Consider the following 24,994-nt stretch of genomic DNA (forward strand, 5'->3'; position numbering starts at 1 on the left):
GGGCTAGCCCCACCCCCCGATCAGCTGGCGGAACGCCGACGGGTCGAACGCGCCGCCCAGCGTGGGACCGAGACTCCGGCGGGCCACGTCCGCGAACGCCTCCGCGCCGAGGGCGCCCACGCCGTCAGGGAGCGCGCCGGCCAGGGGCCGCGCCGCCAGCATCTCCAGATCCGCCGCCGTGCTGCGCTCGACCGGGCCGGGCTCCGCCGGCCAGCGCCCGATGACCAGCCCGGTGAGGTCGAGCCCCCGGTGGGCCAGCGCCTCCAGGGTCAGCGCGGCGTGGTTGACCGCCCCGCGCCCTGAGCCGGACACCACGAGCACCTGCGCGCTCAGCAGCCGCGCGAGGTCGGCGATCGTGGCGCCGTCCTCGTCGTAGCGCTCCAGCAGCCCGCCGCTGCCCTCCACGAGCACCAGCCGGTTGCTCTCGGCCAGCTCGCGCACCAGCAGCGCCACCGCCGGCATGGACACCGGCGGCAGGCCCGCCGCCCGCGCCGCCGCGGCCGGGGAGAGCGGCTCGGCGAAACGGCCGGGCTCGAACGTCGTCGTCACCCCCGACAGCCGCATCACCGTGTCGAGGTCGCCGGGCGCGCCGGCGGCCAGCCCGGTCTGGGCGGGCTTGACCACGGCCACTCCCGCGCCCCGGGCCCGCGCGAGCGCGGCCACGGCGGCCGTCACCACGGTCTTGCCCACCGCCTCGCCGGTCCCTGTGACGATCAGAACGCTCACCCGGCCAGCCTAGACGCGGCCGGCGCCCGACCCGGCCCCGTGGACGCGCGCCACGCGGCGGCGTCAGGGGCGGCGCAGGCGGGTGACGAACTTGTAGCGGTCGCCCCGGTAGAGCGACTGGGCCCATTCGACCGGGTGGCCGTCGGCGTCGAAGGCGTGCCGGGTGAGCAGGAGCATCGGCAGGCCGACGTCCACGCCGAGCGCCTTGGCGTCGTACGGGGTGGCGAGCACGGTCTCGATGATCTCCTCGGCGTCCGTCAGGCGCACGTTGTAGGCGTTGTGGAGGGTCTCGTACAGCGAGGAGTGGACCTCCAGCTCGCGCCGCAGCCGGGGGAAGCGGCGGGCGGACAGGTGGGTGGTGTCGATGGAGACCGGCTCGCCGTTGGCCAGGCGCAGGCGGTGGATGCGCAGCACGCGCCCGCCGGGGTTGATGGCCAGGCGGCGGGCGAGGGCCTCGTCGGCCGTGATGTAGCCCATCTCCAGGATCTTGGTGTCGGGCTCCAGGCCGGCGGTGCGCAGGTCGCCGATGTACGAGGTGAGCTGCAGCACCTGCGCCACCTTCGGCTGCGCCACGAACGTGCCCTTGCCCTGGATGCGCAGCAGCCGCCCCTCGACCACCAGCTCCGTCAGCGCCTGCCGGACGGTGGTGCGGGAGGTCTCGAAGCGCACGGCGAGGGTGCGCTCGGGCGGCAGGGCGGTGCCCGGCGGCAGACTCTTGGTCAGCTCCAGCAGGGCCCGTTTGACGTCGTAGTACTTCGGAACGCGGGGGCTGTCGTCTGTCACGCGCTCACCTTCACTTCTGCCACGGCGGTGAGGCGTGTCTGATCACCGCGAGATCATCGGAACCCACATTGGCCAAGGAGGTCAACCGCGGGCGGCGGCGGCCGGTCGGCACCGAGCGCGTACGGTGCCGGGCACGCACGAATCCGGGCTGCTCAGGCTGATGGTGAAGGATATCCACAGCAGCGAGGCTCCCCGCAACCGAGGCCGCCGCGCCGGCGCCCTCGGCCCGCCTCGCCGCGGCCTGACCAGCGGGGTGGCGCTGTCGCGTGACCGTGGTGACCACCTCCGGCCTGCCCGCGCCGGGGGCTAAGGGCGACTTGGCCGATGTGACGACTCTCACAATATGAGATTGCCCAAAGGAGTCCGGCAAATGAACGGCGGTGCTCCCTCCACACGCCATTAAATCCTCACAATCCGGACGGCCGCCGGTTTGGTCGTGGCGGGGAAAAGCACGCATGATGCACTCGTGCCGACTCTCAGCGACCTCGTCGCCCGCCATACCGCTCTTGACGAGGCGGATCTCGACTGGCTGCACTCGCTGGTCTCCGACTGGCAGCTGCTCGCCGACCTGTCCTTCGCCGACCTCGTCCTGTGGGCGCCGCTGGCGGGGGAGAGCGGCTGGATCGCGATCGCCCAGATGCGCCCGACGACCGGCCCCACCGTCTACCACGACGACATCGTCGGCAGCGTGGCGGCCAAGGGCGAGCGGGCCCTCATCGACACCGCGTGGAACGAGCGCCGCATCTGCCGCGAGGGCGACCCCGACTGGTCCACGGGCGTGCCGGTCAGGGAGGAGACGATCCCGGTCCGGCGCGCCGTCGAGGGCGGCGAGGGCCGCTTCCTGGCCGTCATCCAGCGCTCCACCAACCTGTCCTCGGCCCGCACGCCCTCCCGGCTGGAGCTGACCTACCTGCAGAGCGCCTCCGACCTGGCGCAGATGGTGGCCGAGGGGCGCTTCCCGTTCTCGGGGGAGGAACCGATCCTGGTCCGCTCGCCGCGGGTTGGCGATGGCCTGCTCCGCCTGGACCGGGCGGGGCGCGTCACCTACGCCTCGCCGAACGCCCTGTCCGCCTACCGCCGGCTCGGCCTGCACGCCGACCTGGTCGGCTCCGAGCTGGGCCCGGTCACCGCGACGCTGTGCTACTCCGACGAGCCGATCAACGAAGACCTCATGATCGTGGCCAGCGGCCGGGCGGCCAAGGAGACCGAGGTCGAGTCGGGCGGCACGACGGTGCAGCTCAGGGCCATTCCGCTGATCGTGGGCGGCGGCCGCATCGGCGCGCTCGTGCTCATCAGGGACGTCACCGAGCTGCGGCGGCGCGAACGCGAGCTCATGACCAAGGACGCCACGATCCGCGAGATCCACCACCGGGTGAAGAACAACCTGCAGACGGTGGCGGCGCTGCTCCGGCTCCAGGCCCGCCGCCTGCAGGTGCCCGAGGGCCGCGAGGCGCTGGAGGAGGCCGTGCGCCGGGTCGGGTCCATCGCGATCGTGCACGAGACCTTGTCGCACGCGCCCGAGGAGTTCGTCGACTTCGACGAGATCGCCGACCGCGTCATCGCGATGGCCGGCGAGGTCTCGGCGGCGGAGGCGGCGGTGACGCCGCGCAGGGTGGGGGCGTTCGGGGTGCTGCCGTCCCTCATCGCCACGCCGCTGGCCATGGCGCTGACCGAGTTGCTGCAGAACGCGCTGCAACACGGACGCCCAAGGCGGCTGGAGGTGGTGGTGGAGCCGGCGCTCGACCGGCTCAACGTCACCGTCTGGGACGACGGGCAGGGATTGCCCGAGGGCTTCGACCTCGACAGCAGCACCAGTCTGGGGCTGCAGATCGTCCGTACGCTGGTCGAGGGGGAGCTGTCGGGAAAGTTGTCCGTACAGCCGCGCCCCGCGGGCGGCACCGAGGTCGTGCTCTCGATCCCGCGGCCGGCGAGCGGTTGAGGTCGCTTGCGAAGGTGGGGGTCAGGCGGTCGCGCGGGCGCGGGCACGGGCGGCGCGGCGCTTGAGCGCGCGGCGCTCGTCCTCGCTCAGGCCGCCCCATACGCCGGCGTCCTGGCCGGACTCGAGGGCCCACTTCAGGCAGGCGTCGACGGCCGGGCAGGAACGGCACACCTGCTTGGCCTCCTCGATCTGCATGAGGGCGGGGCCGGTGTTGCCGATCGGGAAGAACAGCTCGGGGTCCACGTCACGGCAGGCAGCTCGGTGGCGCCAGTCCATGCGTCCACTCCTTAGTAGATGAAGCCTTTGGTCGGCTCCGTGCGGCTACTACTTTGTGAAGAGTTTCACTAACTCCAGCGAACGATGGCCCGAATCCTGTCGAGGACCGGGGTCGTCCGCTGACGGTCGAAGGGCCTAGGGGTTGTTAAAGGTCCTACGTTCCGACGTCAGTCTGAGCCTGTCAGCCACGCTGAGTGCACGCAAGAGGGTTTGCGCGAAGTTTTGGCCGTTATGGATGTCGGATGCGTCACACAATGACCGAATGTAACCAGCTAGACCAACAGTTGTAATGCGTTCGGGGTAGACCGGAAGGTCACTGACTCGCGTTCGCCCAGGTAGTCGCCGTCCAGCTGAAAGGCCACGGGACGGCGGGCGGTGAGCGTGAACCCGGCCTCGTCGTGCAGTTGAACGAGATGTTTCCCCGACGGAAGGGTCTCACTCTCCGTGAGCATGTGCTGGATCAGGGGCGTGAGCGCGACCGGGCCCATCCGGCGCAGCCCGAGCAGGTCGAGGCCGGTCTCGAAGCTCGCCCACGGGGTGGGGCGGACGGGCCTGGTGCCGACGTACGTCCACGGCGAGGTGTTGGAGATGATCGCCATGAAGACGCCCTCGGCCGCCGGGATGCCGGGGCCGGTCACCGTCATCGCGGGATGCCGCTTGTCCGTGGCCAGATAGTGCCGTAGAGCGGTGTTCACATACCGGGTAGGGGTAGCCTTCCTGCCGGTGCCTCTCAGGCCCTCCACGGCCCGTACGACCTCGGCGTCATAGCCCATCCCCGCGCAGAACGTGAAATAGCGGCTCTGGCCCTCCCAGAGGGCCTGGCCCAGGCCCACCGTCCGCCGGCGGCCCTCGCGCAGCGCCTCCAGCACCGCGCCGGTGGCCTCGACCGGGTCGTTGGGCAGGCCGAGGGCGCGGGCGAAGACGTTGGCGCTGCCGCCGGGGATGACGATGAGCGCCGGACGGCGGGTGCTGGGGTCGTCCGGCACGTCCTGCGTCGCGGGCGGCAGGTCACCGTTGACCGGGTTGAGCAGGCCGTTGACGGTCTCGTTGATGGTGCCGTCGCCGCCGAGCACGGCCACCACGTCGTAGCCCTTGTCGCGCGCGGTCGCCGCCAGGCGGGCGGCGTGCCCGCGGTAGCGGGTCTCCTCGACGGCGAGCTCCACGGCCGCGCCGAGCGCGCGGATGAGGACGTCCCTCGTGCGGGCGTTCGTGGTCGTGGCCTTGGGGTTCACCAGCAGCATCGCGCGCATGCCGCCAGCGTAGCCCGTGATCGGGGACCCGCTTCAGTGGCCTCGGCGAGGTAGGGTACGGGGCGTGAACCGTCGTCCGCTCACCCTCGTGATCGCCGCCGTCGTCGTCAGCCTGGAAGGGCTGCTCGCCCTCGGCCTGGGCGTCTTCGTCGCCGTCGAGACCGTGGTCGGCAAGCCCGGCAACCTGACGAGCGCGATCGCCGAGGCGGCGTTCGGGGTGCTGATCGGCGCCGGGCTGCTCTGGGTGGCCTGGGGCGGGCTGTTCAGGATGGAGCGGTGGGGCCGCGCGCCCGGCGTGGTGGCGCAGATCTTCCTGCTGCCGGTGATCTACACGCTCTTCGAGTCGGACCTGCCGCAGTTCGGTGTCCCGCTGCTGGTGGCCGTGCTGGCGGGGCTGGTCGCGTTGCTGGCGCCCCCCACCACGCACGCGCTCTACGGCGACGAGCAGCACGCGGCCTAGCTGCCCGGCCGTCTCACCGACGCTCCCGAGCAGCCCTGACCCGTCAGTCCTCGGCTGTCAGACCCTCGCGCAGCTGGGCGAGGGTGCGGGCGAGCAGGCGGGAGACGTGCATCTGTGAGATGCCGAGCTCGGTGGCGATCTGCGACTGCGTCATGTTGCCGAAGAACCGCAGCAGCAGGATGCGCTTCTCGCGCGGCGGCAGCCGCTCCAGCAGCGGCTTGAGCGACTCGCGGTATTCGACGCCTTCCAGCGACTCGTCCACGATGCCGAGCGAGTCGGACACCGCGGGGGCGTCGTCGTCGCCGGAGTCGGGCGCGTCGAGGGACACCGTCGAGTAGGCGTTGGCCGACTCAAGCCCCTCCAGCACCTCCTCCTCGGTCATCTTGAGGTAGGCGGCCAGCTCGGCGACCGTCGGGGCGCGGCCCTCGCGCTGCGACAGGTCGCTTATGGCCTTGGTCAGCGAGAGCTTCAGCTCCTGCAGGCGGCGCGGCACGCGGACCGCCCAGCCCTTGTCGCGGAAGTGCCGCTTGATCTCGCCGACGATGGTGGGCGTGGCGTAGGTGGAGAACTCCACACCGCGGTTGAGGTCGAAACGGTCGATGGACTTGATCAGACCGATGGTGGCGACCTGGGTCAGGTCGTCCAGCCACTCGCCCCTGTTGCGGAAGCGGCGAGCCAGGTATTCGACCAGGGGAAGGTGAAGCTCGACCAGCTCGTCCCTGATGCGCTGACGGCGCGGCTCCTCGGGGCCCAGCTCGGCCAGCTCGGCGAAGAGCTGGCGGGCGCGCACCCTGTCGGGCACGGCGTGTTCGCTGGTGGCCATGGCTCCAGTCCTTTCCGTCACGCCGGCCCCGCCGTGCTCTGGGCCGTTCCTCGGCGCTTACGGAGGACGATGGCCATGCGGTCGGCGCTGTCGGTCACCGCGTCGACGTCGTCGGCCAGCGCGGTGAGCACCATCCAGGCGAAGTCGTCACGCTTGGGCGCGGAACTTCCGACCGTCGCCACCTCGACCCTGACCTGCATCTCCTGCCCGGTCAGCTCGAACTCGGCGGTGAGGTCGGTGCCGGGCACCGCCTCGTTGAGCAGCATGGCGCACGCCTCGTCGACCGCGATCCGCAGGTCTTCGATCTCGTCCAGCGTGAAGTCCAGCCGCGCCGCCAGCCCGGCGGTGGCCGTACGCAGCACGGACAGGTAGGCGCTCGCGGCGGGGAGCCGGATGCTCACCACGTCGCGGATGCCGGCCACGCCCTGCGCGCGCGTCTCGGTTTCCTCGGTCACGTTCCTCCTCGCATATCCGACGCCAACTGCAACTTACCGCCCCGGAGAGGCGCTTGGACGAATCAGACTCGCCATCTACAGAAAAGGCTCTGCGCGGTCGTGGACCGCGCAGAGCCTTTGTGCCGTTTTAGGCGGCCTTGGTCTCCCAGAAGATCTTGGAGATCTCGTCGATCTTGCCCAGCAGCTCGTCCGCCTTGGCGACGTCGACCGTGCCCTTGGCGCCCGCGGCGCCCGCGAGCTTCGTGGCGTCCCAGAAGAGCTGGTGGAGCTGAGGGTACTGCTCAAGGTGCGGCGGCTTGAAGTAGTCGGTCCAGAGCACCCAGAGGTGGTGCTTGACCAGCTCAGCGCGCTCCTCCTTGATGTGCAGCGCGCGGCCCCGGAACACCGGGTCCTCGTTGGCCGCGTACTTCTCCATGATTGCCTTGACCGACTCGGCCTCGATGCGGGCCTGGGCGGGGTCGTAGACCCCGCAGGGCAGGTCGCAGTGCGCGGAGGCGACGTGCTTGGGTCGTAGCAGTCGTGCGAGCATCGGAAAGTCCTTCCTGGATGCTGAATCAGCTTGGTCCACAACCGACCTTACTCGGGTCCGGAAGGCGGCGGAGTGGGGGGTAGAGCCCATGAGAGTGCGTGTCGAGGGCGATTCGATGCGGCCCGGTCTGGTCCCCGGCGACTGGCTCCTCGTCCGCAGGAACGCCCCCGTGCGCCCCGGTGACCTCGTCGTCGCCCGGCTGCCCGGCGATCCCGAACGGCTCATCGTAAAACGGGCGCAGTGGCACGGAGCGGACGGATGGTGGCTGGAGAGCGACAACCAGCGGGCGAGCGGCCGGCGTGACAGCTGGGATTTCGGGCCGGTCCACGACATCGTGGGGCGTGTCGTGCTGCGGTACTGGCCGCTGGTCCGCCGGCGGCGGTGACGGCGGCCCCAGGGCGGCCCAGGGTGGCCCGGTGAGGCCCCGGTTGGCCCGGCGCGGCTCAGGACGGCTCAGGGCGTCTCCTGGCGGCGGCGGGCCCGGTAGGCGGCCACGTTGGCGCGGCTGGCGCAGCGGGCCGAGCAGTAGCGGCGGGAGCGGTTGGACGAGGTGTCGAGGAAGGCCCGGCCGCAGCGCGGCTCGCGGCAGCGGCCCAGCCGGTCCGCGCCCAGCTCCGCGACGACCGCGGCGAGGCCCATCACCGCGGTGGCCGCCGGGTCCTCGGCCAGGTGCAGGTGCCAGGGCCCGCCGTCGTGGGCCGAGAGCTGGGGCCGTACGGGATAGCGTACGAGCAGGGCGTTGAGCCGCTCGGCCACGGCCCGTTCGTCGCCGGCCACGTCGAAGACCTCGGCCAGCTCCTGGCGCAGCCGGATCAGCTCGGGCGGCGGCACGAGATCGTTGACGAGCCGGACCGCCCACGCGGCGTAAGAGGTCAGGTCCATGCCGGAGTATTACACGTCCGGTGGGGGCTCCGGCCCGCGCCGGAGCCCCCACCGGGATCAGCCCTCGGGGTGCAGCACGCGCCGCAGGAACGTCTTCGTCCGCTCCTGGGCGGGGTCGCCGATCACCTGGGACGCCGGGCCGTCCTCGACCACGACGCCGCCGTCCATGAACACCACCCGGTCGGCCACCTCGCGGGCGAAACCCATCTCGTGGGTGACCACGAGCATGGTCATGCCCTCCTCCGCCAGCTTGCGCATGACGGCGAGCACGTCGCCGACCAACTCGGGGTCGAGCGCCGAGGTGGGCTCGTCGAAGAGCATGAGGTCGGGGTTCATGGCCAGGGCGCGGGCGATCGCGACGCGCTGCTGCTGCCCGCCCGACAACTGGCCCGGATGGGTGTCGCACTTGTCGCTGACGCCCACCTTCTCCAGGTTCTCCCTGGCGATGGCCTCGGCCTCGCTCCTGCTCCGCTTCAGCACCCGCTGCTGGGCGATCATGACGTTCTGCAGCGCGGTCATGTGCGGGAACAGGTTGAACTGCTGGAAGACCATGCCGATGCGGCGGCGTACCGCGTCGAGGTCCACGTCGGGGTCGGTGACCTCGACGCCCTCCACGAAGACCTTGCCCTTGGTGGGCGTCTCCAGCAGGTTCACGCAGCGCAGCAGCGTGGACTTGCCCGAGCCCGACGGGCCGATGACGCACACCACCTGGCCGGGCTCGACGGTCAGGTCGATGCCCTGGAGCACCTGGTTGTCGCCGAAGGACTTGTGCAGGTCCGCGATCTCGATGGCGTGCGTCATCGCTTCCTCCCCTTGCGCCCCTCCAGCCGGGAGGCGAGGTATCCCAGCGGGATGGTGACGATCAGGTACGTCACGCCCGCCACCATGATCGGCGTGGCGTTGGCGTACTGGGAGGCCAGGTCGTTGCCGAACTTGGCCAGCTCGACGTACTCGCCGGACACGCCCAGGAACAGCACCAGGGAGGAGTCCTTGAGCAGCGCCACGAACTGGTTCGTGGTCGGCGGGATGACCATCCTGATGGCCTGCGGGATGATCACCGTGACCTGGGCGCGGGTGGCGGACATGCCGAGCGACCTGGCCGCCTCCGTCTGGCCCTTGGGCACGGCCTGCAGGCCCGCGCGGAAGACCTCCGCCTGGTAGGCGGCGCCGACCAGGCCGAGGCCGAGGATGCCCTGCCCGTACGTGCCGAAGGGCACCTGGAAGCCGGGCAGCGCCAGCGGCAGGAAGGTGATCATCAGGAAGATCAGCAGCGCGGGCAGGCCACGGAAGATCTCGATGTAGACGATCGCGATCCACCGGTACGGCCGCACCTGCGACAGCCGCATCAGGGCCAGCACCAGCCCCAGCACGAACGCGAAGACGAACCCGCCGACCGCGTAGATGATCGTGTTGCGCAGCGCGACCGTGAACAGCTCGGGCAGCGCGTGCCCGGCCACGTCGGGCTTGGCGAAGTTCTGCGCCAGGCTGCCCCAGTCGGCGTACAGGATGACGGCGACCAGCGCGACGACCAGCACGGCGTACTGGGCGGCGCGGCTGATCTGCTGCTTCTTCCGCGGGCTGAGCCTGGCGCGGGCAGGCTCAGCCGTCTTGGGCAGGTCGGTCATGGATCAGCCCAGCTCGCCGGGCTTCTTGCCGAACCACTTCACGTAGATCTTCTCGTAGGTGCCGTCCTGCTTGGCCTTGGCGAGCTCCTCGTTGATGGTCTTGACGAGGGTCGGGTCGGCGTCCTTCTTCATGCCGATGCCGTACTGCTCGCCGGTGTCGAGGCTGGCGATCAGCTCGAACTTCTCGGCGACCTCCGGCTTCTTCAGCCAGGTGAGCACGACCGGCAGGTCCTGGATGATGACGTCGGCCTGGCCGGCCTGGAGCGCCAGCAGCTCCTTGGGGGAGTCGGCGTACTCGGTCGGGTTGAAGCCCTGCTTCTTGGCGTAGTCGAGGCCGGTGGTGCTGGCCTGGGCGCCGAGCTTGAGGCCCTTCGCCTTGACGTCCTCCAGGGACTTCGCGCCCGTGCCCTTCTTGGCCAGCAGGGCCTGCGTGGCGTCGAAGTACGGGTCGGAGAAGGTGATGTTCTGGGCCCGCTCGGGGGTGATGGTCATGCCCGCCGCGGCCACGTCGCACTTGCCGGCGGCCATGGCGGCGCCGCTCTTGATCACCGCGAAGTCGATGTCCACGATGTTCTGGGTGACGCCGAGCTTCTTGGCGGCGAGGTCGACGATGTCGACGTCGAAGCCGACGACGTTGCCGCTCGCGTCCTTGAACTGGAACGGCTCGTAGGGGATGTTGGTGCAGACCGTGAGCTTGCCGGGCTGCACCAGCTTCACCGCTGCGGCGCCCGAGCCGGTGCCGGCGCTGGCGCTGGTGTCGGCGCCGCCCGACCCGGAGTCGCTGCCGCACGCGGACAGGGCGAGAGCGGCGGTCAGGGCGAGCGCGCCGGCGGCGTAGCCACGGCGGCCCTTGGGGCTGAGGGCCATGTACGGCCTCCTAGGAAGTGAAAAGCCACAGAACTTGCGTTTTGTGCAGTTTAGATGCGATTTTGCGCCGTTCCGTCATCAGCGGTTTAACGGTGCGTCAACAGAACGGTCTCGAACCGTCCATCCGGCTGCCCCATGGTGCCCCAGCGGGGACGCTGGCTCGGACCACCGTCTCACGATGTGGCACTATGGGGTGACGGGTGACCCCCGAACCCCCATCACGAGATGACGCCGAGGGGACCCTGGCAGCTACAGAAGCCATCCCGCTCGCGATCATCCGCCGAAGGTTGTTCCGCTTCCGATGACTCCAGGGGTCGCTGTGGCTGTCACGCCCGCTTCTGCGCCAGGTTCCTCGTCCGTCGAGAATCTCGATCTCGATCCCGCCTTCGCGCTGCACCGCGGCGGCAAGATCGAGATCCGCTCCACCATTCCCGTCCGCGACGCCGACGACCTGTCGCTCGCCTACACGCCCGGCGTCGCCCGGGTCTGCACCGCCATCGCCGAGACGCCGGCGCTCGCCCACGACTACACCTGGGCCTCCAGGGTCGTCGCCGTGGTCTCCGACGGCACCGCCGTGCTCGGCCTCGGGGACATCGGCCCGGCGGCCGCCATGCCGGTCATGGAGGGCAAGGCGCTGCTGTTCAAGGAGTTCGGCGGCGTCGACGCCGTGCCCATCTGCCTCGACTGCACCGACGTCGACGCGCTCGTCGAGACCGTGGCGCGGCTCGCGCCCTCGTTCGGCGGCATCAACCTCGAGGACATCAGCGCGCCGCGCTGCTTCGAGGTCGAGGCCCGCCTGCGCGACCTGCTCGACATCCCCGTCTTCCACGACGACCAGCACGGCACCGCCATCGTGGTGCTCGCCGCGCTCCAGAACGCCGCCCGGCTGACCGGCCGGACCCTCGGCGACCTGCGGGCGGTCGTCGCGGGCGCGGGCGCCTCCGGCGTCGCGGTGACCCGCATCCTGCTGGAGGCCGGCATCGGTGACATCGCGGTCTCCGACTCCAAGGGCCTGATCTACCAGGGCAGGGAAGGGCTCAACCCGGTCAAGGAGGCGCTCGCCCGCGACACCAACAGGGCCGGGCTCACCGGCTCCACGGAGGAGGCCCTGGCCGGCGCCGACGTGTTCGTCGGCCTGTCCGGCTCGACGGTCAGCGAGCAGGCCATCGCCTCCATGGCCGACGGCTCGATCGTCTTCGCCCTGTCCAACCCCACTCCCGAGGTCCACCCCGAGGCCGCCGCCCGGCACGCCGCGGTCGTCGCGACCGGCCGCTCGGACTTCCCCAACCAGATCAACAACGTGCTGGCCTTCCCCGGCGTGTTCCGGGGCGCGCTCGACGTGCGGGCCTCCACGATCACCGAGAACATGAAGGTGGCCGCGGCCGACGCGCTCGCCGCCGTCGTGGGCGACGACCTCGCCGCGACGTACGTCATCCCGAGTCCCTTCGACGAGCGCGTCGCGCCCGCCGTCACCGCCGCGGTGGCCGCCCAGGCGCGGGCCGACGGGGTCGCCCGTCTCTGATCGGCTCGTCGCAGCGGACTTCGAGCGGACTTCGAGCGGACTTCCAGCGGACTTCCAGCGGTCTTCCAGCGGTCTTTCGGCGGGCGGGGCTCTTGCGGGCCCCGCCCGCCGCCGCGTGGAGCCGGTGACGGCCGGGCTGCAGGAAGCTGCTGCGGGAAGTTGTTGCAGAGAGTTGGGGCAACCTTTGAGAACGGTCCTCATCCTTTACCCAAGGTGCTATAACTGTAGCTCTCTGTAATGACCGTGGGCGCCGACTCCTGTGCAGAGGAGAGCGATGGAACGCGAGCCCAACCGACTGCTGCAGCAGCTCATCGCGGAGGCGGGTTTCTCCCACAAGGGACTGGCCAGGCGCCTCAACGACCTGGGTGCCGCCCGCGGCACTCCGGGCCTCAAATATGACCATAGTTCGGTGCTGCGCTGGATCGGTGGCCAGCGACCGAGGGACCCGGTCCCCGGACTGCTCACGGAGATCTTCGCGATGCGCCTGGGCAGGCCGGTCACCACGGAAGACCTGGGCATGCCCGCCGTCATCACGCCCCTCGATCTCGGACAGGAGTTCACGCACACCTGGCAGGAGGGGGTCGCGACTGTGACCGCGCTGTGGCGGGCCGACGTGGAAAGACGGCGGTTCCTGATCGACTCGACCTTCGCCATCGGAGCAGGCTCGGTCGGAGCCGTCCGCTGGCTGACGTCCCCACCCGAGGGACGCCCGAGCGGCGGCGGAGCGCGGCGCGTCGGCCGCGCCGACATCGCCGCCATCCACGAGGTGACCCGGTCCTTCGGGGAGCTCGACAATCGTTTCGGCAGCGGCCGGGTCCGCTCGTCCGTCATCAAATATCTCGACACCGCCGTCACGCCGCTGCTCAAGGACGGCCTCTACGGCGACGCCACCGGCCGGCAGCTCGCGGCGGCCGCCGCCGAGCTGACCCGGCTGGCCGGCTGGATGGCCTACGACATGGAGCAGCACGGTCTCGCGCAGCGCTACCTCATCCAGGCGCTCCGCCTGGCCAGGGGCGCCGGCGACCAGACCCTCGGCGGCGAGATCCTGGCCGGCATGGCCCACCAGGCCATCTACATGGGCCAGCCGGACCACGCGCTCGACCTCGCGCGGGCGGCCCAGCTAGCGGCCCGCGGCGCGGGCGTCGGCACCCTGCTGGCCTCCGCGCACGTCCTGGAGGCGCACGCGCACGCGGTGCGGGGCGACTCCCGCGCCTGCGGCGCCTCGCTCAACCAGGCCGAGCACTCCTTCGAGGTCCGCAGGCCCGCCGACGAGCCCTCGTGGCTCGGCTACTTCGACGAGGCCTACCTGTCCGCCAAGTTCGCCCACTGCTTCCGCGACCTCGGTGACGGGCGCCGGACCGTCCACCACGCGCGGCGCTCGCTCGACATGGACTCCCGCTTCGTGCGGGGGCGCATGTTCAACCTGTCCCTGCTGTCGGCCGGGCTGCTGCAGTGCGGGGAGCTGGAGCAGTCCTGCGTGGTCGCCTCCAGGGCCCTGTCGCTGGCCGGCGAGCTCCAGTCCGCCCGGTCCCGGTCCTACGCCGCGGACCTGCGGCGGCGGCTGGAGCCGTACAAACATGAGGGGGCCGTGGCAGAGCTGCACGAGGCCACCCGCCAGCTCGCCGCGGTCTGACGAAAGCGGAACGGCCCGGAGCGTCCACGCTGGACGCTCCGGGCCGCTCTGCCGGGTCGCTACTGCAGCAGTTCGCCCTTCGGGCTCACGATGGCCTTCGTCTCGGCCAGGCTCGCCTGGTTGTAGACGTCGGCGACCTCGCCGTCGAAGTACGGCGAGCTGATGAAGTCGATCCGGTTGTTGCCGTCCTGGTCGGCGAAGGTGCTCGTCACGCCGTTGACGTAACCGGTGCGCTTGTTGTTGTTGTACTTGATCAGCCAGGGGCCGCCGTCGGCGCCCGGCGTCATCGAGCACTTGAGCGCCTGGTGGGTCTCCACCTTGAAGGTGTTGATCTGGTACGTCTTCGTGGCGGTCTTGCCCATGCAGTACTTCGGCGTCAAGCCGGTGTAGGGCTTGTCGCCGTCGGGGTGCGGGGCGCTCGGGTAGCCGAAGGCGATGACGTTCTGGCCCATGGGCTGGTTCCAGGCGAAGCCCTGGCCGCCGACGACGTCACCGAGCCGGCCGAGGTCCTTGGCGACGCCGATGAAGTAGTGGCCCTCGAAGTACTTGCGGGACGTGCCGGGCTTGACCCACTTCTGCGTGTAGTAGTGGGTGATGGAGTAGTTGCCGGCCTTGTCGGGGCCGGTGCCCTTGTCACCCAGGCCCTTGTAGTCGTCCCACTCCTTCTTGCTCACCTGCTCGACGACGGGCTCGCCGAACTTGAAGCCCTGGCCCTTGCCGACCTTGGCGGCGACATACTTCGCCTTGGTGATCTCGACCTTCTCCAGGACCGCGTCCGGGTGGTCGGGGCCGACCAGGTCGGCGGCCTTGTCGTCACCCTCGGACCAGCACTCGCCGAGGTTGAGCTGGCACTTGAGGAAGTCCTCCTTGGAGATCTCCCGCGGCTTGATCCACTTGTCGCCCTGCCACGCCTTGTACTCGCTGAGCGGGACCTCCTTCTCGGCGCCGAGCTCGACGCCGTTGTGGACGGCCACGAAGGCGTAGTCGCCGTCGTAGTCGTCATAGGTGTCGAGGTCGTAGGCGGTGAAGGCGTAGGCGCCGACGTAGATGCCCCAGGGGGCCTTGCCCTGGTAGTAGCCGGGGATGAAGACCCACTTGCGGAAGACGTCCTTGCCGCGCTCGTAGACGCAGTGGCCAGCGGTGACGACCAGGTTGCGGTGGCGGGACTGGATGGAGGTGGCCGAGCACCAGCGGTACTTGCCGGAGCGGTCGATGAAGAAGACCTTGCCGATGGTCTTCGGCAGGTTGACGTTCTTCACCTTGGTGGCGGTGGCGACGGACCCGGTGGGTGCGGTCAGGCCGGGCTTGCCGTCGTCGGGGGTCTTGCTCTGCGCGCCCACAAGCTTGGGCACGTCCTTGAAGTCCCAGTAGTACTGGGTGGCCTTGCGCAGGGCGGCACCGTTGGCGTCGAGCCAGAAGTTCGCGCTGCTGTAGGCGTCAGCGGGCTTCGGTGCGAGCGGATCGGTGGCCCAGTGCGGCTCGGCACTGGCGGGAAAGGCGAAGGTGGCGGCGGTCAGGCCGGCGGCGGCGAGGGGGATGAGCAGGCGCTTCAACGGGAGGCTCCACGGCGGTTGTCAAGAAACAGCGTAAGGACCCTATCGATCATTGATCGTTCTGGTAAGGGACCTTCTCGGATTTGTCTCCAGATAGGCCGAAGGGCCCGGCGAAAGCCGAGCCCTTCGGGTAAAGCAGGTGGTCTGAGGTTTGGACCCCCAGCTCCAGAGGATGTCCTGAATTAGGACATCTTGCCGGACCACAGAGCGGCAGCAGCCTTGTAGACAGCGGCCGTCTCGCCGTCGAAGTACGACGAGAAGATCGTGTCGTAGCGGTTGTTGCCGTCCACGTCGCCGAACACCGCGGAGGTGACACCGTTGACGTAGCCGAGACGCTTGGCGTTGCTGTACTTGAGCAGCCACGGCGAGCCGTTGTAGCCGGGGGTGACGGCGCACTTCAGGGACACGAGCTCCTCGGCCTTGATGGCCGCGACCACGGTCCGCTTGGTGCTGGTCTTGCCGTAGCACCACTTCGGCGTGACACCCGTGTAGGGCTTGTTGCCGTCGGGGTGCTCGCCACCCGGGTACCCGAAGGTACGGACGTACTTGCCGGTCGGCTGGTTCCAGGCGAAGCCCTGGCCACCGACGTTGTCGCCCAGACGACCCGCGTCCTTGACGAAGTTCTCGATGAGGTAGAACTCGGTCTTGAAGAACTTGGTGTCGGTGCCGGGCACCACCCACGACTGGATGTAGTAGTGGGTGATGGAGTAGTTACCGAACTTGTCGGGACCCTTGCCCTTCTCGCCCGGGCCCTGGTAGCGCAGCCACTCGTGCTTGGACACCGACTCGACGATGGGCTCGCCGAACTTGAAGCCCTCGCCCTTGCCGATGCCACCGCGGTAGTACTTGTCCTTGGTGGTCTCGACCTTCTCGACAACGGCGCCGGGGTAGTCCGGGCCAACCTTCTTGCCGTGCTGGCCGGGCTTCACCCAGTAGGAGTCCGTGGAGGTCGGGTCGAGCTTGCCCTTGAGGAACTCCTCCTTGGAGATCTCGACGTCCTTGGCCTCCTTGAGGCCCTGGTGCGCGTCGAACTCTGCCTTGGTGACCTTCTTCGCGTCGCCGCCGCCCAGCGTGATGCCGTTGTAGACGGTGACGAAGGCGTAGTCCTTGTCGTAGTCCTCGAACGTGGCGAAGTCGTAGTGGGCGAAGGCCTGCTTGCCCACGTAGATGCCCCACGGAGCCTTGCCCTGGTAGTAACCCGGGACGAAGACCCACTTGTTGAGGACGTCCCCGTTCGCACCGGTCTGGTACACGCAGTGACCAGCGGTGGCGACCAGGTTGTGGTAGGTCGACTGGATCGAGGTGGCGGAGCACCAGTACAGCTTGCCGTCGCGGCCCTCGAAGAACACCTTACCGATGGTCTTCGGCAGGTTCACGTTCTGGACCTTGACGGTGGCCTTCTTCTCCTCGCCAATCGGGGCGGTGGAGCCCGGCTTGGTGTCCGGGGTGTAGCCGCCCTTCTGGACGAGCTTGTTGACTTCCTTGTAGTCGTAGCGGTAGACCGACGCGGCCCGGAGGGCAGCACCGTTCGCCTTGAACCAGAAGTCAACGGTCTCGGCGACCTTGTTGTTCGGGGTCAGCGGCGCGTCGTCGACGACACCCGAGGCGGAAGCCGTGCCGGCCAGACCAGCAGCCAGCAGACCGGTGGCCAGGATGGCGCCACCGGCGGGGAGGAGGATGCGCTTCAAGGTAACTCCTTGCGCTGTCGTGGAACGCCTCTTGCGTCCCATGCGTCAGTAAAGGGATAGCCAGGAACATACAGTGTTGATCTTGAGCTCGGGTAGTCGCTTTGGAAGGAAAACAGGCGACAAGTCGGGCGTAATCGTTCTGTGATGTTTAAGCGGCTCGTCCACAGGAGTCGAGGGAAGCGGCCCTTGCGGTCATTTGCCCTGATCAACATAAGGGCGTTGTGAGGGCGATCCGCGGGGCGCTCGCGCGCCCGTGATCCACGCTTCGCAATGAGTGTGACGCAGATCACACTGCTCTGATGGCACCGTCTGGGCCCGGCGTGCGTCAAAAGCCCTTCGCATTCGGGCCGGAACGCAGAAAGGGCCCGGCTGGAGGCCGGGCCCTTCGCTACGAACGGTTCACGACCGGTCGCGGTATGTCACTTAGACGATCTTGCCGGACCAGTTGGAGGCGGCAGCCTTGTAGACCGTGTTGGTCTCGCCGTCGAAGTACGGCGACGAGATGTAGTCCACGCGGCCGTTGCCGTCCTGGTCGTTGAAGGTGCTGGTGACACCGTTGACGTAGCCGAGACGCTTGGCGTTGCTGTACTTGTACAGCCACGGCCCACCGTCGGCGCCCTCGGTCATGGCGCACTTGAGGGCGACGTGCTCCTCGATCTTCTTGGCGGCGGAACCGACCAGCTTCTTGGTGGTGTTGCCGTAGCACCACTTCGGCGTGACGCCGGTGTAGTTCTTGTTGCCGTCAGGGTGAGGAGCGGCCGGGTAGCCGAACACCCGGACGGCCTTGCCGGTCGGCTGGTTCCAGGCGAAGCCCTGACCGCCGACGTTGTCGCCGAGGCGGCCGGCGTCCTTGGCGAAGCCCTCGATGATGAAGAACTCGGTCTTGTAGAACTTGGTGTCCGAGCCCGGGAGGACCCACGACTGCACGTAGTAGTGCGTGATCGTGTAGTTGCCGCGGTTGTCCGACTTCTTCTCGCCGGGACCCTTGTACTTGTCCCAGTCGGCCTTGGAGACCTGCTCGGTGATGGGCTCACCGAACTTGAAGCCCTGGCCCTTGCCGACCCTGGCGATGCGGTACTTGTCCTTGGTGGTCTCGACCTTCTCCACGACGGCGCCCGGGTAGTCGGGGCCGACCTGCTTGGCCTTCTCGCCACGCTTGACCCAGACCGAGTCGGTGGAGGTGGGGTCGAGCTTCGCCTTGCGGAACTCTTCCCGGCTGATCTCGACGTCCTTGGCTTCCTTGATGCCGGTGTGGGCGTCAAAGGCGGACTTGGTTACCTTCTTGGCGGTACCGCCACCGAGGGAGACACCGTTGTAGACGGTGACGAACGCGTAGTCGCGGTCGTAGTCCTCGTAGACGTCGAAGTCGTAGTGGGTGTAGGCGGTCTTGCCCACGTAGATGCCCCAGGGCGTCTTGCCCTGGTAGTAACCCGGCACGAAGACCCACTTGCTCATGACATCGCTGTTGGAGCCGGTGTCGTAGACGCAGTGGCCCGCCGTGGCGACCAGGTTGCGGTACTTGGACTGGAGGGAAGTGGCGGAGCACCACTTCTTCTCGCCCTTGCCGTTGACGAAGAAGACCTTGCCGATGGTCTTCGGCAGGTTCACGTTCTGAACCTTGGCGGTGGTCTTCTTCTCTTCGCCGATCGGGGCGGTCGAGCCCGGCTTGGTGTCCGAGCTGTAGCCACCCTTGGTCTGGAGCTTGGCCACGTCGGACTTGTCCCAGACGTTGGACTCCTTGGCGGCCTTGAGGGCGGCACCGTTGTTCTCCGCCCAGAACTCGGCGATCGCCTTGGCGTTGGCCGCCGTGGTCGCCATGTTGTCCTTGGCGACGTCGGAGTTGGCCTGAGCCGAGCCGGCCAGGCCCGCGGCCAGAAGGCCGGTAGCCAGGATGGCGCCACCGGCGGGGATGAGGATGCGCTTCAAGGGAACTGCTCCTTGGTCTGTCGTGGGTCGCAACACGCGGCCCATGCGTCAGTAAAGGGATTGCAAGGAACATAGCGCGGTGATCTCCGCAGGTGAAACCCGGTCTGGACGATTCGGTAGGCGCCGTTACCCCCGTTACCTTGTCGTTATCTGTCAGAGGCCGTCCCGTGTTGCGGCTGTTTTTGCAGGGTAAATGGGGTTTGTGGCTTGCGGGAGGAAAGTCCCGTTAGTGATCAGTCGGGCCGAGTATGTGACATAGATCACAGGAACCGAAATCGGGTGTGTTCCGTCTAACTTCGCCTGATCTTCACAGGTGATCTTCAGGAAGCGGTCCGGAACTCACAGAAAACAGCGCGAGGGCCCCCGCCGTGACGGCGGAGGCCCTCGCGTTCCCCTGGCAGGGCTCGGGTTGTGCCTACTTGTAGAGCTCCCCCTTCGGGCCGACGATCTTGCCGGACCAGACGTTCTTGGCCGCGTTGTAGACCGCGGCCGTCTCACCGTCGAAGTACGGCGAGGTGATGTAGTCAATGCGGTCGTTGCCGTCCTGGTCGGCGAAGGTGCTGGTGACGCCGTTGACGTAGCCGACGCGCTTGGCGTTGCTGTAGTTCAGCAGCCAGGGGCCGCCGTCGTAGCCGGGGGTCACGGCGCACTTGAGGCCGATGTGCTCCTCGATCTTCAGCCAGGAGGCCCCCACGGCCTTCCCGGTCGTCCGCCCGTAGCAGTGCTTGGGCGTGACGCCGCTGTACGGCTTGTTGCCGTCCGGGTGCGGCGCGGCCGGGTAGCCGAAGGTGCGGACGTACTTGCCGCTCGCCTGGTTCCAGGCGAAGCCCTGGCCGCCGACGACGTCGCCGAGCCGGCCCGCGTCCTTCGACAGCAGGATGTAGTAGTGGCCGCCCCAGCGGCGCTTGGGGCCGGTGAAGCGCTCGTAGTCGCGGCGGTTCACCTGCTTGACGCCGTCGAAGAGGATGCCGTTGTAGACGGTGACGAAGGCGTAGTCCTTGTCGTAGTCCTCGTAGACGTCGAAGTCGTAGTGGGTGAAGGCCTGCTTGCCGACGTAGATGCCCCACGGGGCCTTGCCCTGGTAGTAACCGGGCACGAAGACCCAGTTGTCCATGACGGCCTTGTTGGTGTCGGTGTCGTAGACGCAGTGGCCGGCGGTGGCGACCAGGTTGCGCTGGTTCGACTGGACGGAGGTGGCCGAGCACCAGCGGAACTTGCCGTGGCCGTCGACGAAGAAGACCTTGCCGACGGTGCGGGGCAGGTTGACGTTCTGGGCGCTGCCGGCGGACTTCGCCGAGCCGGTCGGCGCCGTGGTGCCGGGGCGGCCGTCAGGGGTGTAGCCGCCCTTGGAGACGACCTTCCTGACTTCCTTGGCGTCCCAGGTGTACTGCTTCGCGGCGCGCAGGGCGGCGCCGTTCGAGGCGAGCCAGAAGGAGGCGACCGAGGCGGCTTGGGCGTTGCTGCGGGCCATGGGGTCGTGGGAGACGCCCCCGTCGGCCTGCGCGGCACCGGACAGGCCGGCCGCGAGCAGGCCGGTGGCGAGGATCGCACCGCCGGCGGGCAGAAGGATTCGGGTCACGATAACTCCAGGTTGTGCTGACATGAGGCGCCTCGTGCACCTGACGAATTCAGCAAAATCGGACGACCCGGAACCTATAACGCTGACCACGGGCGTGGAAGTTGTGAGGAGAGCGCGTCAACGTTCCAACGGTCGTCGTGACCTTCCCGAGATCCGGAGATCGGCTGATCGCGCGCAGTGACCGACCGGTTGCATATGACTTGGGTCACATTTGCCGGAAAGGTGTGTCGTCAGGCGATTTTCGCGGGCGTGCTCTGCGCCGCCGCGCGCTGGTAGACCGTGCCCGCGACCGTGTCGAAGTAGGGGGAGGAGACCGCGTCGTAGCGCTTGTCGCCGTCGCGGTCCCAGGTCAGGCTGTTGATGCCGGCCAGGCTGCCGACCTTGCGGTCCTTGTCGAAGTCGATCACCCAGGGGCCGCCGCTGGTGCCGGCGCTGAAGTCGCACGCCTGGAGCTGCACGCCCTTCTGCAGGTCGAGCGGAGGGGCGGTGTTCCAGATCGTCCGGCCCTCGCGGCACATCCGCAGCGTCTTGCCGTCGTACGGGCGGCTGCCGTCGGGCTGCGCCCCGGCCGGGTAGCCGAAGGCCGCGACCGTGTAGGTGCCCGGCTTCCTGTTGAGCTCCAGGCCGAGGCCGCCCACGTTGTCCTGGAGCCGGCCGACGTCCTGCATGGCGTACTGGCCGTTCTTGTTCACCCAGGCGAAGCCGCGGTGGACGGTGACGAAGGCGTAGTCGTAGTCGTAGTCGCCCCTGCCGATCCAGTCCTCGTGCAGGCTGATGGACGAGGCCACGTAGATGCCCATCGGCTGCTCGCCGCCGGGGCCCGGGTTGGGGACGAAGATCCAGTAGTCGGCGGCCTTGGCCTGCCGCGGATCGTAGGCGCAGTGTCCGGCGGTGGCGACCACGCTGCGGTTCCTGGCCGACACCGCGCTGGCCGAGCACCAGTACTCCTTGTCGCCGAAGCGGAAGAAGACCTTGCCCATCGTGCTGCCGACCTGGGCGCCCTTGCGCGGCAGCGCGGGCGCGGCGAGGCGGCCGGCGCTGAGCTTGCCGGTGCCTGTAGTGCTCGCGGCGGTGCGTGCGGCGGGGCCGGCGGCGGCGCCCGCGGACGTGGACTTCGGCGCGGCGGGGGCGCCGGGCGTGGCCGGGCTGTAGCTGTCGGTGTGCTTGAACTTCTCGGGCTTCCAGTAGTCGGCGACCCGCTTGACGTCCGCGGCGGTCTTGGCGAGGGCGATGTTCTGCACCTTGCCGGCTGCGGCGGTGGCGTGCCCGGTCTGTGCGGTGGCGATCCCCGTGTGGGCAGGCAGCATCAGCAGCGCGCCGCTCAGCGCGGCGGCCAGCAGCTGCCGGGCCCGGGAGATCATGAAAATGCCTTTCTTGGGGTCGTAAGGGGCGATTTTTCCAGATGAGTGGAGGGTATTGCAGCCCGGATAGGGATTCGTTACCAGATCCAGGTTCCAACGTGAACTATAAGGATGCCGTCAGGCCGCCACTTCGATACGTCGGAACGATCAAAAGTCTTTCGACGTTCGCCCAGGTCAGGGCCATGATCGTGATCATGCCGCGCAGCTTGGAACACGCCGGCATTTCGTCGTGATCAGGTGGCGTGAGTCACGCGGAATGAGATCGGGGAGGCCCCGGATCCCCGCGGGAGCCGGGGCCTCTGAGCGGCGGGACGGTCACGGTATGTTGCCGGTCGGCCGGTTCGCCGCGGCCTTGTAGATCGTGTACGTCTCACCGTTGAAGTACGGCGACGAGATCCGGTCATAACGGCCGTCGCCGTCGGTGTCCCACGCCACGCTGCCCACGCCGACCAGGTAGCCGGTGTGCGAGGCGCCCTTGTAGCCGTGGAGGAAGGGCCCGCCGCCGGCGGTGAAGGCGCACGCGAGGCCGACGTGCTCCTGCGCGTTGTACTTCTTGGCCTCCGGCATCGGCCGGGTCCTGCCCGAGCAGTGCTTCATGGCGCGGCCGCCCGCCGGGTAGCCGAAGGAGAACACGTTCAGTCTGGCGCTCCGGTTCCAGGTGAAGCCCTGGCCGCCGACGTTGTCGCCGAGACGGCCGACGTTCTGGACCTGCGGGCGCCAGGACCTGCCGGTCTTCTGCCACGAGACCTTGACGCCGTTGTGGACGTTGACGAACGCGTAGTCGAAGTCGTAGTCCTCCGTCACCACGAAGCCGTCGTGGGCGTTGAAGGTCCTGGCGGCGTAGACGCCGTACGGGGGGTTCTTCCCGTCCTGGTAGGAGGGGATGAACACCCAGTTGTCGTAGAAGGTGTTGTGCCTGGTGTCGTACACGCAGTGGGCGGCGGTCGCCACGAGGTTGCGGTACTTGCTCCGCACCGAGGTGGCCGAGCAGGAGCGCCAGTTGCGTGGGTCGCGCGGGTCCGTGCGGGGCAGTGTGAAGAACACGCGTCCGACCGTGCTGGGCAGGTTGAGCCGTTTGCTGTCGGGCGGCGTGGAGCCGGTGAGGCCGCCGTCGTGGCCGGTGGCCTGCCTGAGGCGGTCCGGCGTCCAGAACAGGATCGCCTGTTCGGCGGGGGTGGTGGCGTTCCTGGCGACGACGTTCGAGGGTGCCGTCGCGCCGGCCGCGCTGCTGAGGCTCCCCGCGGTCAGCCCGGCGGCTGTCAGGGTGATCGCGAGGCGCCTTGCTCGGGAATGCATGGAGCTCCTTCCGGTTCTCGGCGGCCCAGAGCGGGGTGCTGCGCCCCGGGTGGGCCAGGAAAACGCTGGAAACGGTATTGAACGGTCTCAGCAGGTCGCGAGTAATCGGTGGATCCGATTGTTGAGATAGCGAGATCGCATGTATGTCGAGAAAGCATCTCCGCAGGTGGGGGCCTGTTTTAAAGCGTCTCGGGTAACAGCGGCGACCTCATTGACAAAAGTCGGCACTTACCAACCGAATTTTGTTCTGGTTGGATGGAGGCATGGACGCGCGCACCCCCTGTCTCATCGGCATCGCGCAACGCACCGTGCGCGAGCAGCCCGGCCCCGAACCACTCGATCTCTGGGAGGAGGTCGCGCGGGCGGCGGCCGACGACGCGCGGCTGCCGGTCGAGCGGCTGGAGTCGATCCAGATCGTCCACACCGACTCCTGGCAGTACGACTCGCCGGTCGGGCGGCTGGCCGAGCGGCTGGGGGCGGCGCCGCGGCACCGGGCGTACTCGAAGGTCAGCGGCACGGCGCCGCAGACGCTGATCGGCGCGGCGGCGGCCGGGATCGCGGCGGGGGAGTTCACCTGCGCGCTGGTGACCGGGGCCGAGGCGCTGGCCACGCGGCGGGCCTACCGGCGGGCGGGCGAGCGGACGCCGTGGAGCCATCCGGTCGACCCCAAACCCCCGTACGGCTGGGAGCGGCCCCCGCGTCCGGCCGAGCTGGCGCACGGGCTGGTGCTGCCGGTGCACACGTACCCGATCATGGAGACGGCCCGGCGGGCGGCGCTCGGGATCTCCGTGGAAGAGGAGATGCGCGAGCGCGGGCGGCTGCTGGCGCCGATGACGGAGGTGGCCGCCGCCAACCCGTACGCCTGGCGGCGCACCCCGCGCGGCCCCGACGAGCTGGTGACCGGCAGCCGCTTCGTCGGCTGGCCGTACACCAGGGACACCGTGGCCGTGCTGGAGGTGGACCAGGCCGCGGCCGTCGTGCTCGCCGGCGCCGGGCTGGCCGACCGGCTGGGCGTGCCGCAGGACCGGCGGGTCTACCTGCGCGGGTGGGCGTACGGCGAGGACACCTGGGAGGTGGCGGCGCGGCCCGCGCTCGGCGCCTCGGAGGCGATCCCGCGCGTGGCCGCCGCCGCCTTCGCGCGGGCCGGGCTCGGCCTCGCCGACATGGACGCGCTCGACGTCTACAGCTGCTTCGCCATCGCGCTGCGGCAGGCGTGCGACGCGATCGGGCTCGACCCCCTCGACCGGCGCGGGCTGACCGTCACCGGCGGGCTGCCGTACGCGGGCGGCCCGGCCAGCGACTACGTCCTCCATTCGACGGCGACCATGGCCGGGCTGCTGCGCGCCCAGGCGGGGCACGGGCTGGTGACCGGGGTGGGGATGCACCTGACCAAGCACACGTACGCGGTGTGGTCCAGCGAGCCCGGCGGCCGGCTGGGCGGCCCAGCGCCGGTGTTCACGGCCACGGGCGTGCCCGTCGCGGACGTGTACGAGGGCGAGGCGACGGTCGCCGGCTACACCGTCGCGCACGGCAGGAACGGCGCGGCCGAACGCGGCATCCTCGTGGTGGACCTGCCCGGCGGCGGGCGGGCGCACGCCGTGGTGGAGGAGCCGGGGCTGCTGGCGGACGCCGAGTCGCGGGAGCTGGTGGGGCAGCGGGTCCGGCTCGTCTCGCCGGACGGCAAGGTCAACCTCGCCTCCTGGTGACCGGTTGTGAATTCGTGACCAGTCCGCCGCCATTTCGCCCAGTTTGAGGGCTTGCGCCGTCGGCAGCCGCTCCTTTGAACTGGGAACGAGGGCGCAAGCCGCACTACTTCACGAG

23 protein-coding genes are annotated in these 24,994 nt (G+C 69.1%); 6 read left to right on the top strand and 17 right to left on the bottom strand.

The features are described from left to right. Positions 1-3: 3 nt before the first annotated feature. Complete coding sequence (gene bioD, locus SMD20_RS37175) at positions 4-726, bottom strand: dethiobiotin synthase (RefSeq protein WP_329590241.1); 723 nt, start codon at positions 724-726, stop codon at positions 4-6. A gap of 63 nt (positions 727-789) precedes the next feature. After that, the gene (locus SMD20_RS37180) at positions 790-1,509 is read right to left on the bottom strand and encodes a GntR family transcriptional regulator (RefSeq protein WP_091078782.1); all 720 of its coding nucleotides are present in this window, start codon (positions 1,507-1,509) and stop codon (positions 790-792) included. A gap of 466 nt (positions 1,510-1,975) precedes the next feature. Between SMD20_RS37180 and SMD20_RS37185 the strand changes: the two genes are divergently transcribed. Further along, positions 1,976-3,448, top strand: a complete 1,473-nt coding sequence (locus SMD20_RS37185; protein WP_329590246.1) for a histidine kinase N-terminal domain-containing protein — start codon at positions 1,976-1,978, stop codon at positions 3,446-3,448. Positions 3,449-3,469: 21 nt separating this feature from the next. Here the strand turns inward: SMD20_RS37185 and SMD20_RS37190 are convergent, their stop codons facing one another. Both SMD20_RS37190 and SMD20_RS37195 read right to left on the bottom strand, forming a co-directional pair. Further along, entirely contained in the window at positions 3,470-3,724 is a 255-nt protein-coding gene (locus SMD20_RS37190) for a WhiB family transcriptional regulator (protein WP_329590247.1), read from the bottom strand. Between the two features lie 272 nt (positions 3,725-3,996). Then, the gene (locus SMD20_RS37195) at positions 3,997-4,974 is read right to left on the bottom strand and encodes a diacylglycerol/lipid kinase family protein (RefSeq protein ID WP_329590249.1); all 978 of its coding nucleotides are present in this window, start codon (positions 4,972-4,974) and stop codon (positions 3,997-3,999) included. A gap of 64 nt (positions 4,975-5,038) precedes the next feature. Here SMD20_RS37195 and SMD20_RS37200 point away from each other — a divergent pair, with 64 nt between their 5' ends. Then, positions 5,039-5,434, top strand: coding sequence for a hypothetical protein (locus SMD20_RS37200; protein WP_329590251.1), 396 nt, complete (start codon positions 5,039-5,041; stop codon positions 5,432-5,434). Between the two features lie 43 nt (positions 5,435-5,477). Here SMD20_RS37200 and SMD20_RS37205 read toward each other — a convergent pair whose 3' ends face one another. The 3 genes from SMD20_RS37205 to sodN all read right to left on the bottom strand — a co-directional run bounded on the left by SMD20_RS37205 (position 5,478) and on the right by sodN (position 7,241). Continuing rightward, positions 5,478-6,257, bottom strand: coding sequence for an RNA polymerase sigma factor SigF (locus tag SMD20_RS37205; RefSeq protein ID WP_177240539.1), 780 nt, complete (start codon positions 6,255-6,257; stop codon positions 5,478-5,480). 17 nt (positions 6,258-6,274) lie between these two features. After that, positions 6,275-6,712: an anti-sigma factor gene (locus SMD20_RS37210; protein ID WP_329590254.1), complete on the bottom strand. Its 438-nt coding sequence runs from the start codon at positions 6,710-6,712 to the stop codon at positions 6,275-6,277. 127 nt (positions 6,713-6,839) lie between these two features. Next, positions 6,840-7,241, bottom strand: coding sequence for a superoxide dismutase, Ni (gene sodN / locus SMD20_RS37215; protein ID WP_242375941.1), 402 nt, complete (start codon positions 7,239-7,241; stop codon positions 6,840-6,842). Positions 7,242-7,329: 88 nt separating this feature from the next. Between sodN and SMD20_RS37220 the strand changes: the two genes are divergently transcribed. Beyond that, the gene (locus SMD20_RS37220) at positions 7,330-7,626 is read left to right on the top strand and encodes a S24 family peptidase (RefSeq protein ID WP_329590258.1); all 297 of its coding nucleotides are present in this window, start codon (positions 7,330-7,332) and stop codon (positions 7,624-7,626) included. Positions 7,627-7,694: 68 nt separating this feature from the next. On the opposite strand, the gene SMD20_RS37225 is transcribed toward SMD20_RS37220, so the two are convergent. Genes SMD20_RS37225 through SMD20_RS37240 form a run of 4 tightly spaced genes read right to left on the bottom strand, consistent with a single transcriptional unit; the run spans position 7,695 to position 10,615 of the window. Beyond that, positions 7,695-8,123: a CGNR zinc finger domain-containing protein gene (locus SMD20_RS37225; protein WP_329590260.1), complete on the bottom strand. Its 429-nt coding sequence runs from the start codon at positions 8,121-8,123 to the stop codon at positions 7,695-7,697. A gap of 57 nt (positions 8,124-8,180) precedes the next feature. After that, positions 8,181-8,924, bottom strand: a complete 744-nt coding sequence (locus SMD20_RS37230) for an amino acid ABC transporter ATP-binding protein (RefSeq protein ID WP_329590262.1) — start codon at positions 8,922-8,924, stop codon at positions 8,181-8,183. Further along, the gene (locus SMD20_RS37235; RefSeq protein WP_329590264.1) at positions 8,921-9,748 is read right to left on the bottom strand and encodes an amino acid ABC transporter permease; all 828 of its coding nucleotides are present in this window, start codon (positions 9,746-9,748) and stop codon (positions 8,921-8,923) included. The genes SMD20_RS37230 and SMD20_RS37235 overlap by 4 nt, the downstream gene beginning before the upstream one ends. 3 nt (positions 9,749-9,751) lie before the next feature. Next, positions 9,752-10,615: an ABC transporter substrate-binding protein gene (locus SMD20_RS37240; RefSeq protein WP_329590267.1), complete on the bottom strand. Its 864-nt coding sequence runs from the start codon at positions 10,613-10,615 to the stop codon at positions 9,752-9,754. Between the two features lie 319 nt (positions 10,616-10,934). Between SMD20_RS37240 and SMD20_RS37245 the strand changes: the two genes are divergently transcribed. Both SMD20_RS37245 and SMD20_RS37250 read left to right on the top strand, forming a co-directional pair. Beyond that, complete coding sequence (locus SMD20_RS37245) at positions 10,935-12,137, top strand: NAD(P)-dependent malic enzyme (protein WP_329590269.1); 1,203 nt, start codon at positions 10,935-10,937, stop codon at positions 12,135-12,137. A 274-nt stretch (positions 12,138-12,411) separates the two neighbouring features. Continuing rightward, positions 12,412-13,770 carry a hypothetical protein gene (locus tag SMD20_RS37250; protein WP_329590271.1) on the top strand — a complete coding sequence of 453 codons (1,359 nt, stop codon included), beginning with the start codon at positions 12,412-12,414 and terminating at the stop codon, positions 13,768-13,770. Positions 13,771-13,829: 59 nt separating this feature from the next. Here SMD20_RS37250 and SMD20_RS37255 read toward each other — a convergent pair whose 3' ends face one another. The 6 genes from SMD20_RS37255 to SMD20_RS37280 all read right to left on the bottom strand — a co-directional run bounded on the left by SMD20_RS37255 (position 13,830) and on the right by SMD20_RS37280 (position 23,173). Further along, a complete protein-coding gene (locus tag SMD20_RS37255) occupies positions 13,830-15,323 on the bottom strand; it encodes a hypothetical protein (protein ID WP_329590273.1) in 1,494 nt (497 codons plus the stop codon). 182 nt (positions 15,324-15,505) lie between these two features. Then, entirely contained in the window at positions 15,506-17,011 is a 1,506-nt protein-coding gene (locus tag SMD20_RS37260; protein WP_329590275.1) for a hypothetical protein, read from the bottom strand. A 423-nt stretch (positions 17,012-17,434) separates the two neighbouring features. Continuing rightward, positions 17,435-18,937: a trypsin-like serine peptidase gene (locus SMD20_RS37265; protein WP_329590276.1), complete on the bottom strand. Its 1,503-nt coding sequence runs from the start codon at positions 18,935-18,937 to the stop codon at positions 17,435-17,437. A 415-nt stretch (positions 18,938-19,352) separates the two neighbouring features. Beyond that, on the bottom strand, positions 19,353-20,516 hold the full coding sequence (locus SMD20_RS37270) for a trypsin-like serine peptidase (protein WP_329590277.1): 1,164 nt from the start codon (positions 20,514-20,516) through the stop codon (positions 19,353-19,355). Positions 20,517-20,746: 230 nt separating this feature from the next. Next, the gene (locus SMD20_RS37275) at positions 20,747-21,877 is read right to left on the bottom strand and encodes a trypsin-like serine peptidase (protein WP_329590279.1); all 1,131 of its coding nucleotides are present in this window, start codon (positions 21,875-21,877) and stop codon (positions 20,747-20,749) included. Positions 21,878-22,192: 315 nt separating this feature from the next. Next, a complete protein-coding gene (locus SMD20_RS37280; protein WP_329590281.1) occupies positions 22,193-23,173 on the bottom strand; it encodes a trypsin-like serine peptidase in 981 nt (326 codons plus the stop codon). A gap of 263 nt (positions 23,174-23,436) precedes the next feature. On the opposite strand from SMD20_RS37280, the gene SMD20_RS37285 reads away from it, so the two are divergent. Further along, the gene (locus SMD20_RS37285) at positions 23,437-24,879 is read left to right on the top strand and encodes an acetyl-CoA synthetase (protein ID WP_329590283.1); all 1,443 of its coding nucleotides are present in this window, start codon (positions 23,437-23,439) and stop codon (positions 24,877-24,879) included. Positions 24,880-24,994: the final 115 nt, after the last annotated feature.

The organism is Nonomuraea sp. LP-02 (genome assembly GCF_036289125.1).
In the GTDB taxonomy this organism is placed as follows: domain Bacteria; phylum Actinomycetota; class Actinomycetes; order Streptosporangiales; family Streptosporangiaceae; genus Nonomuraea; species Nonomuraea bangladeshensis.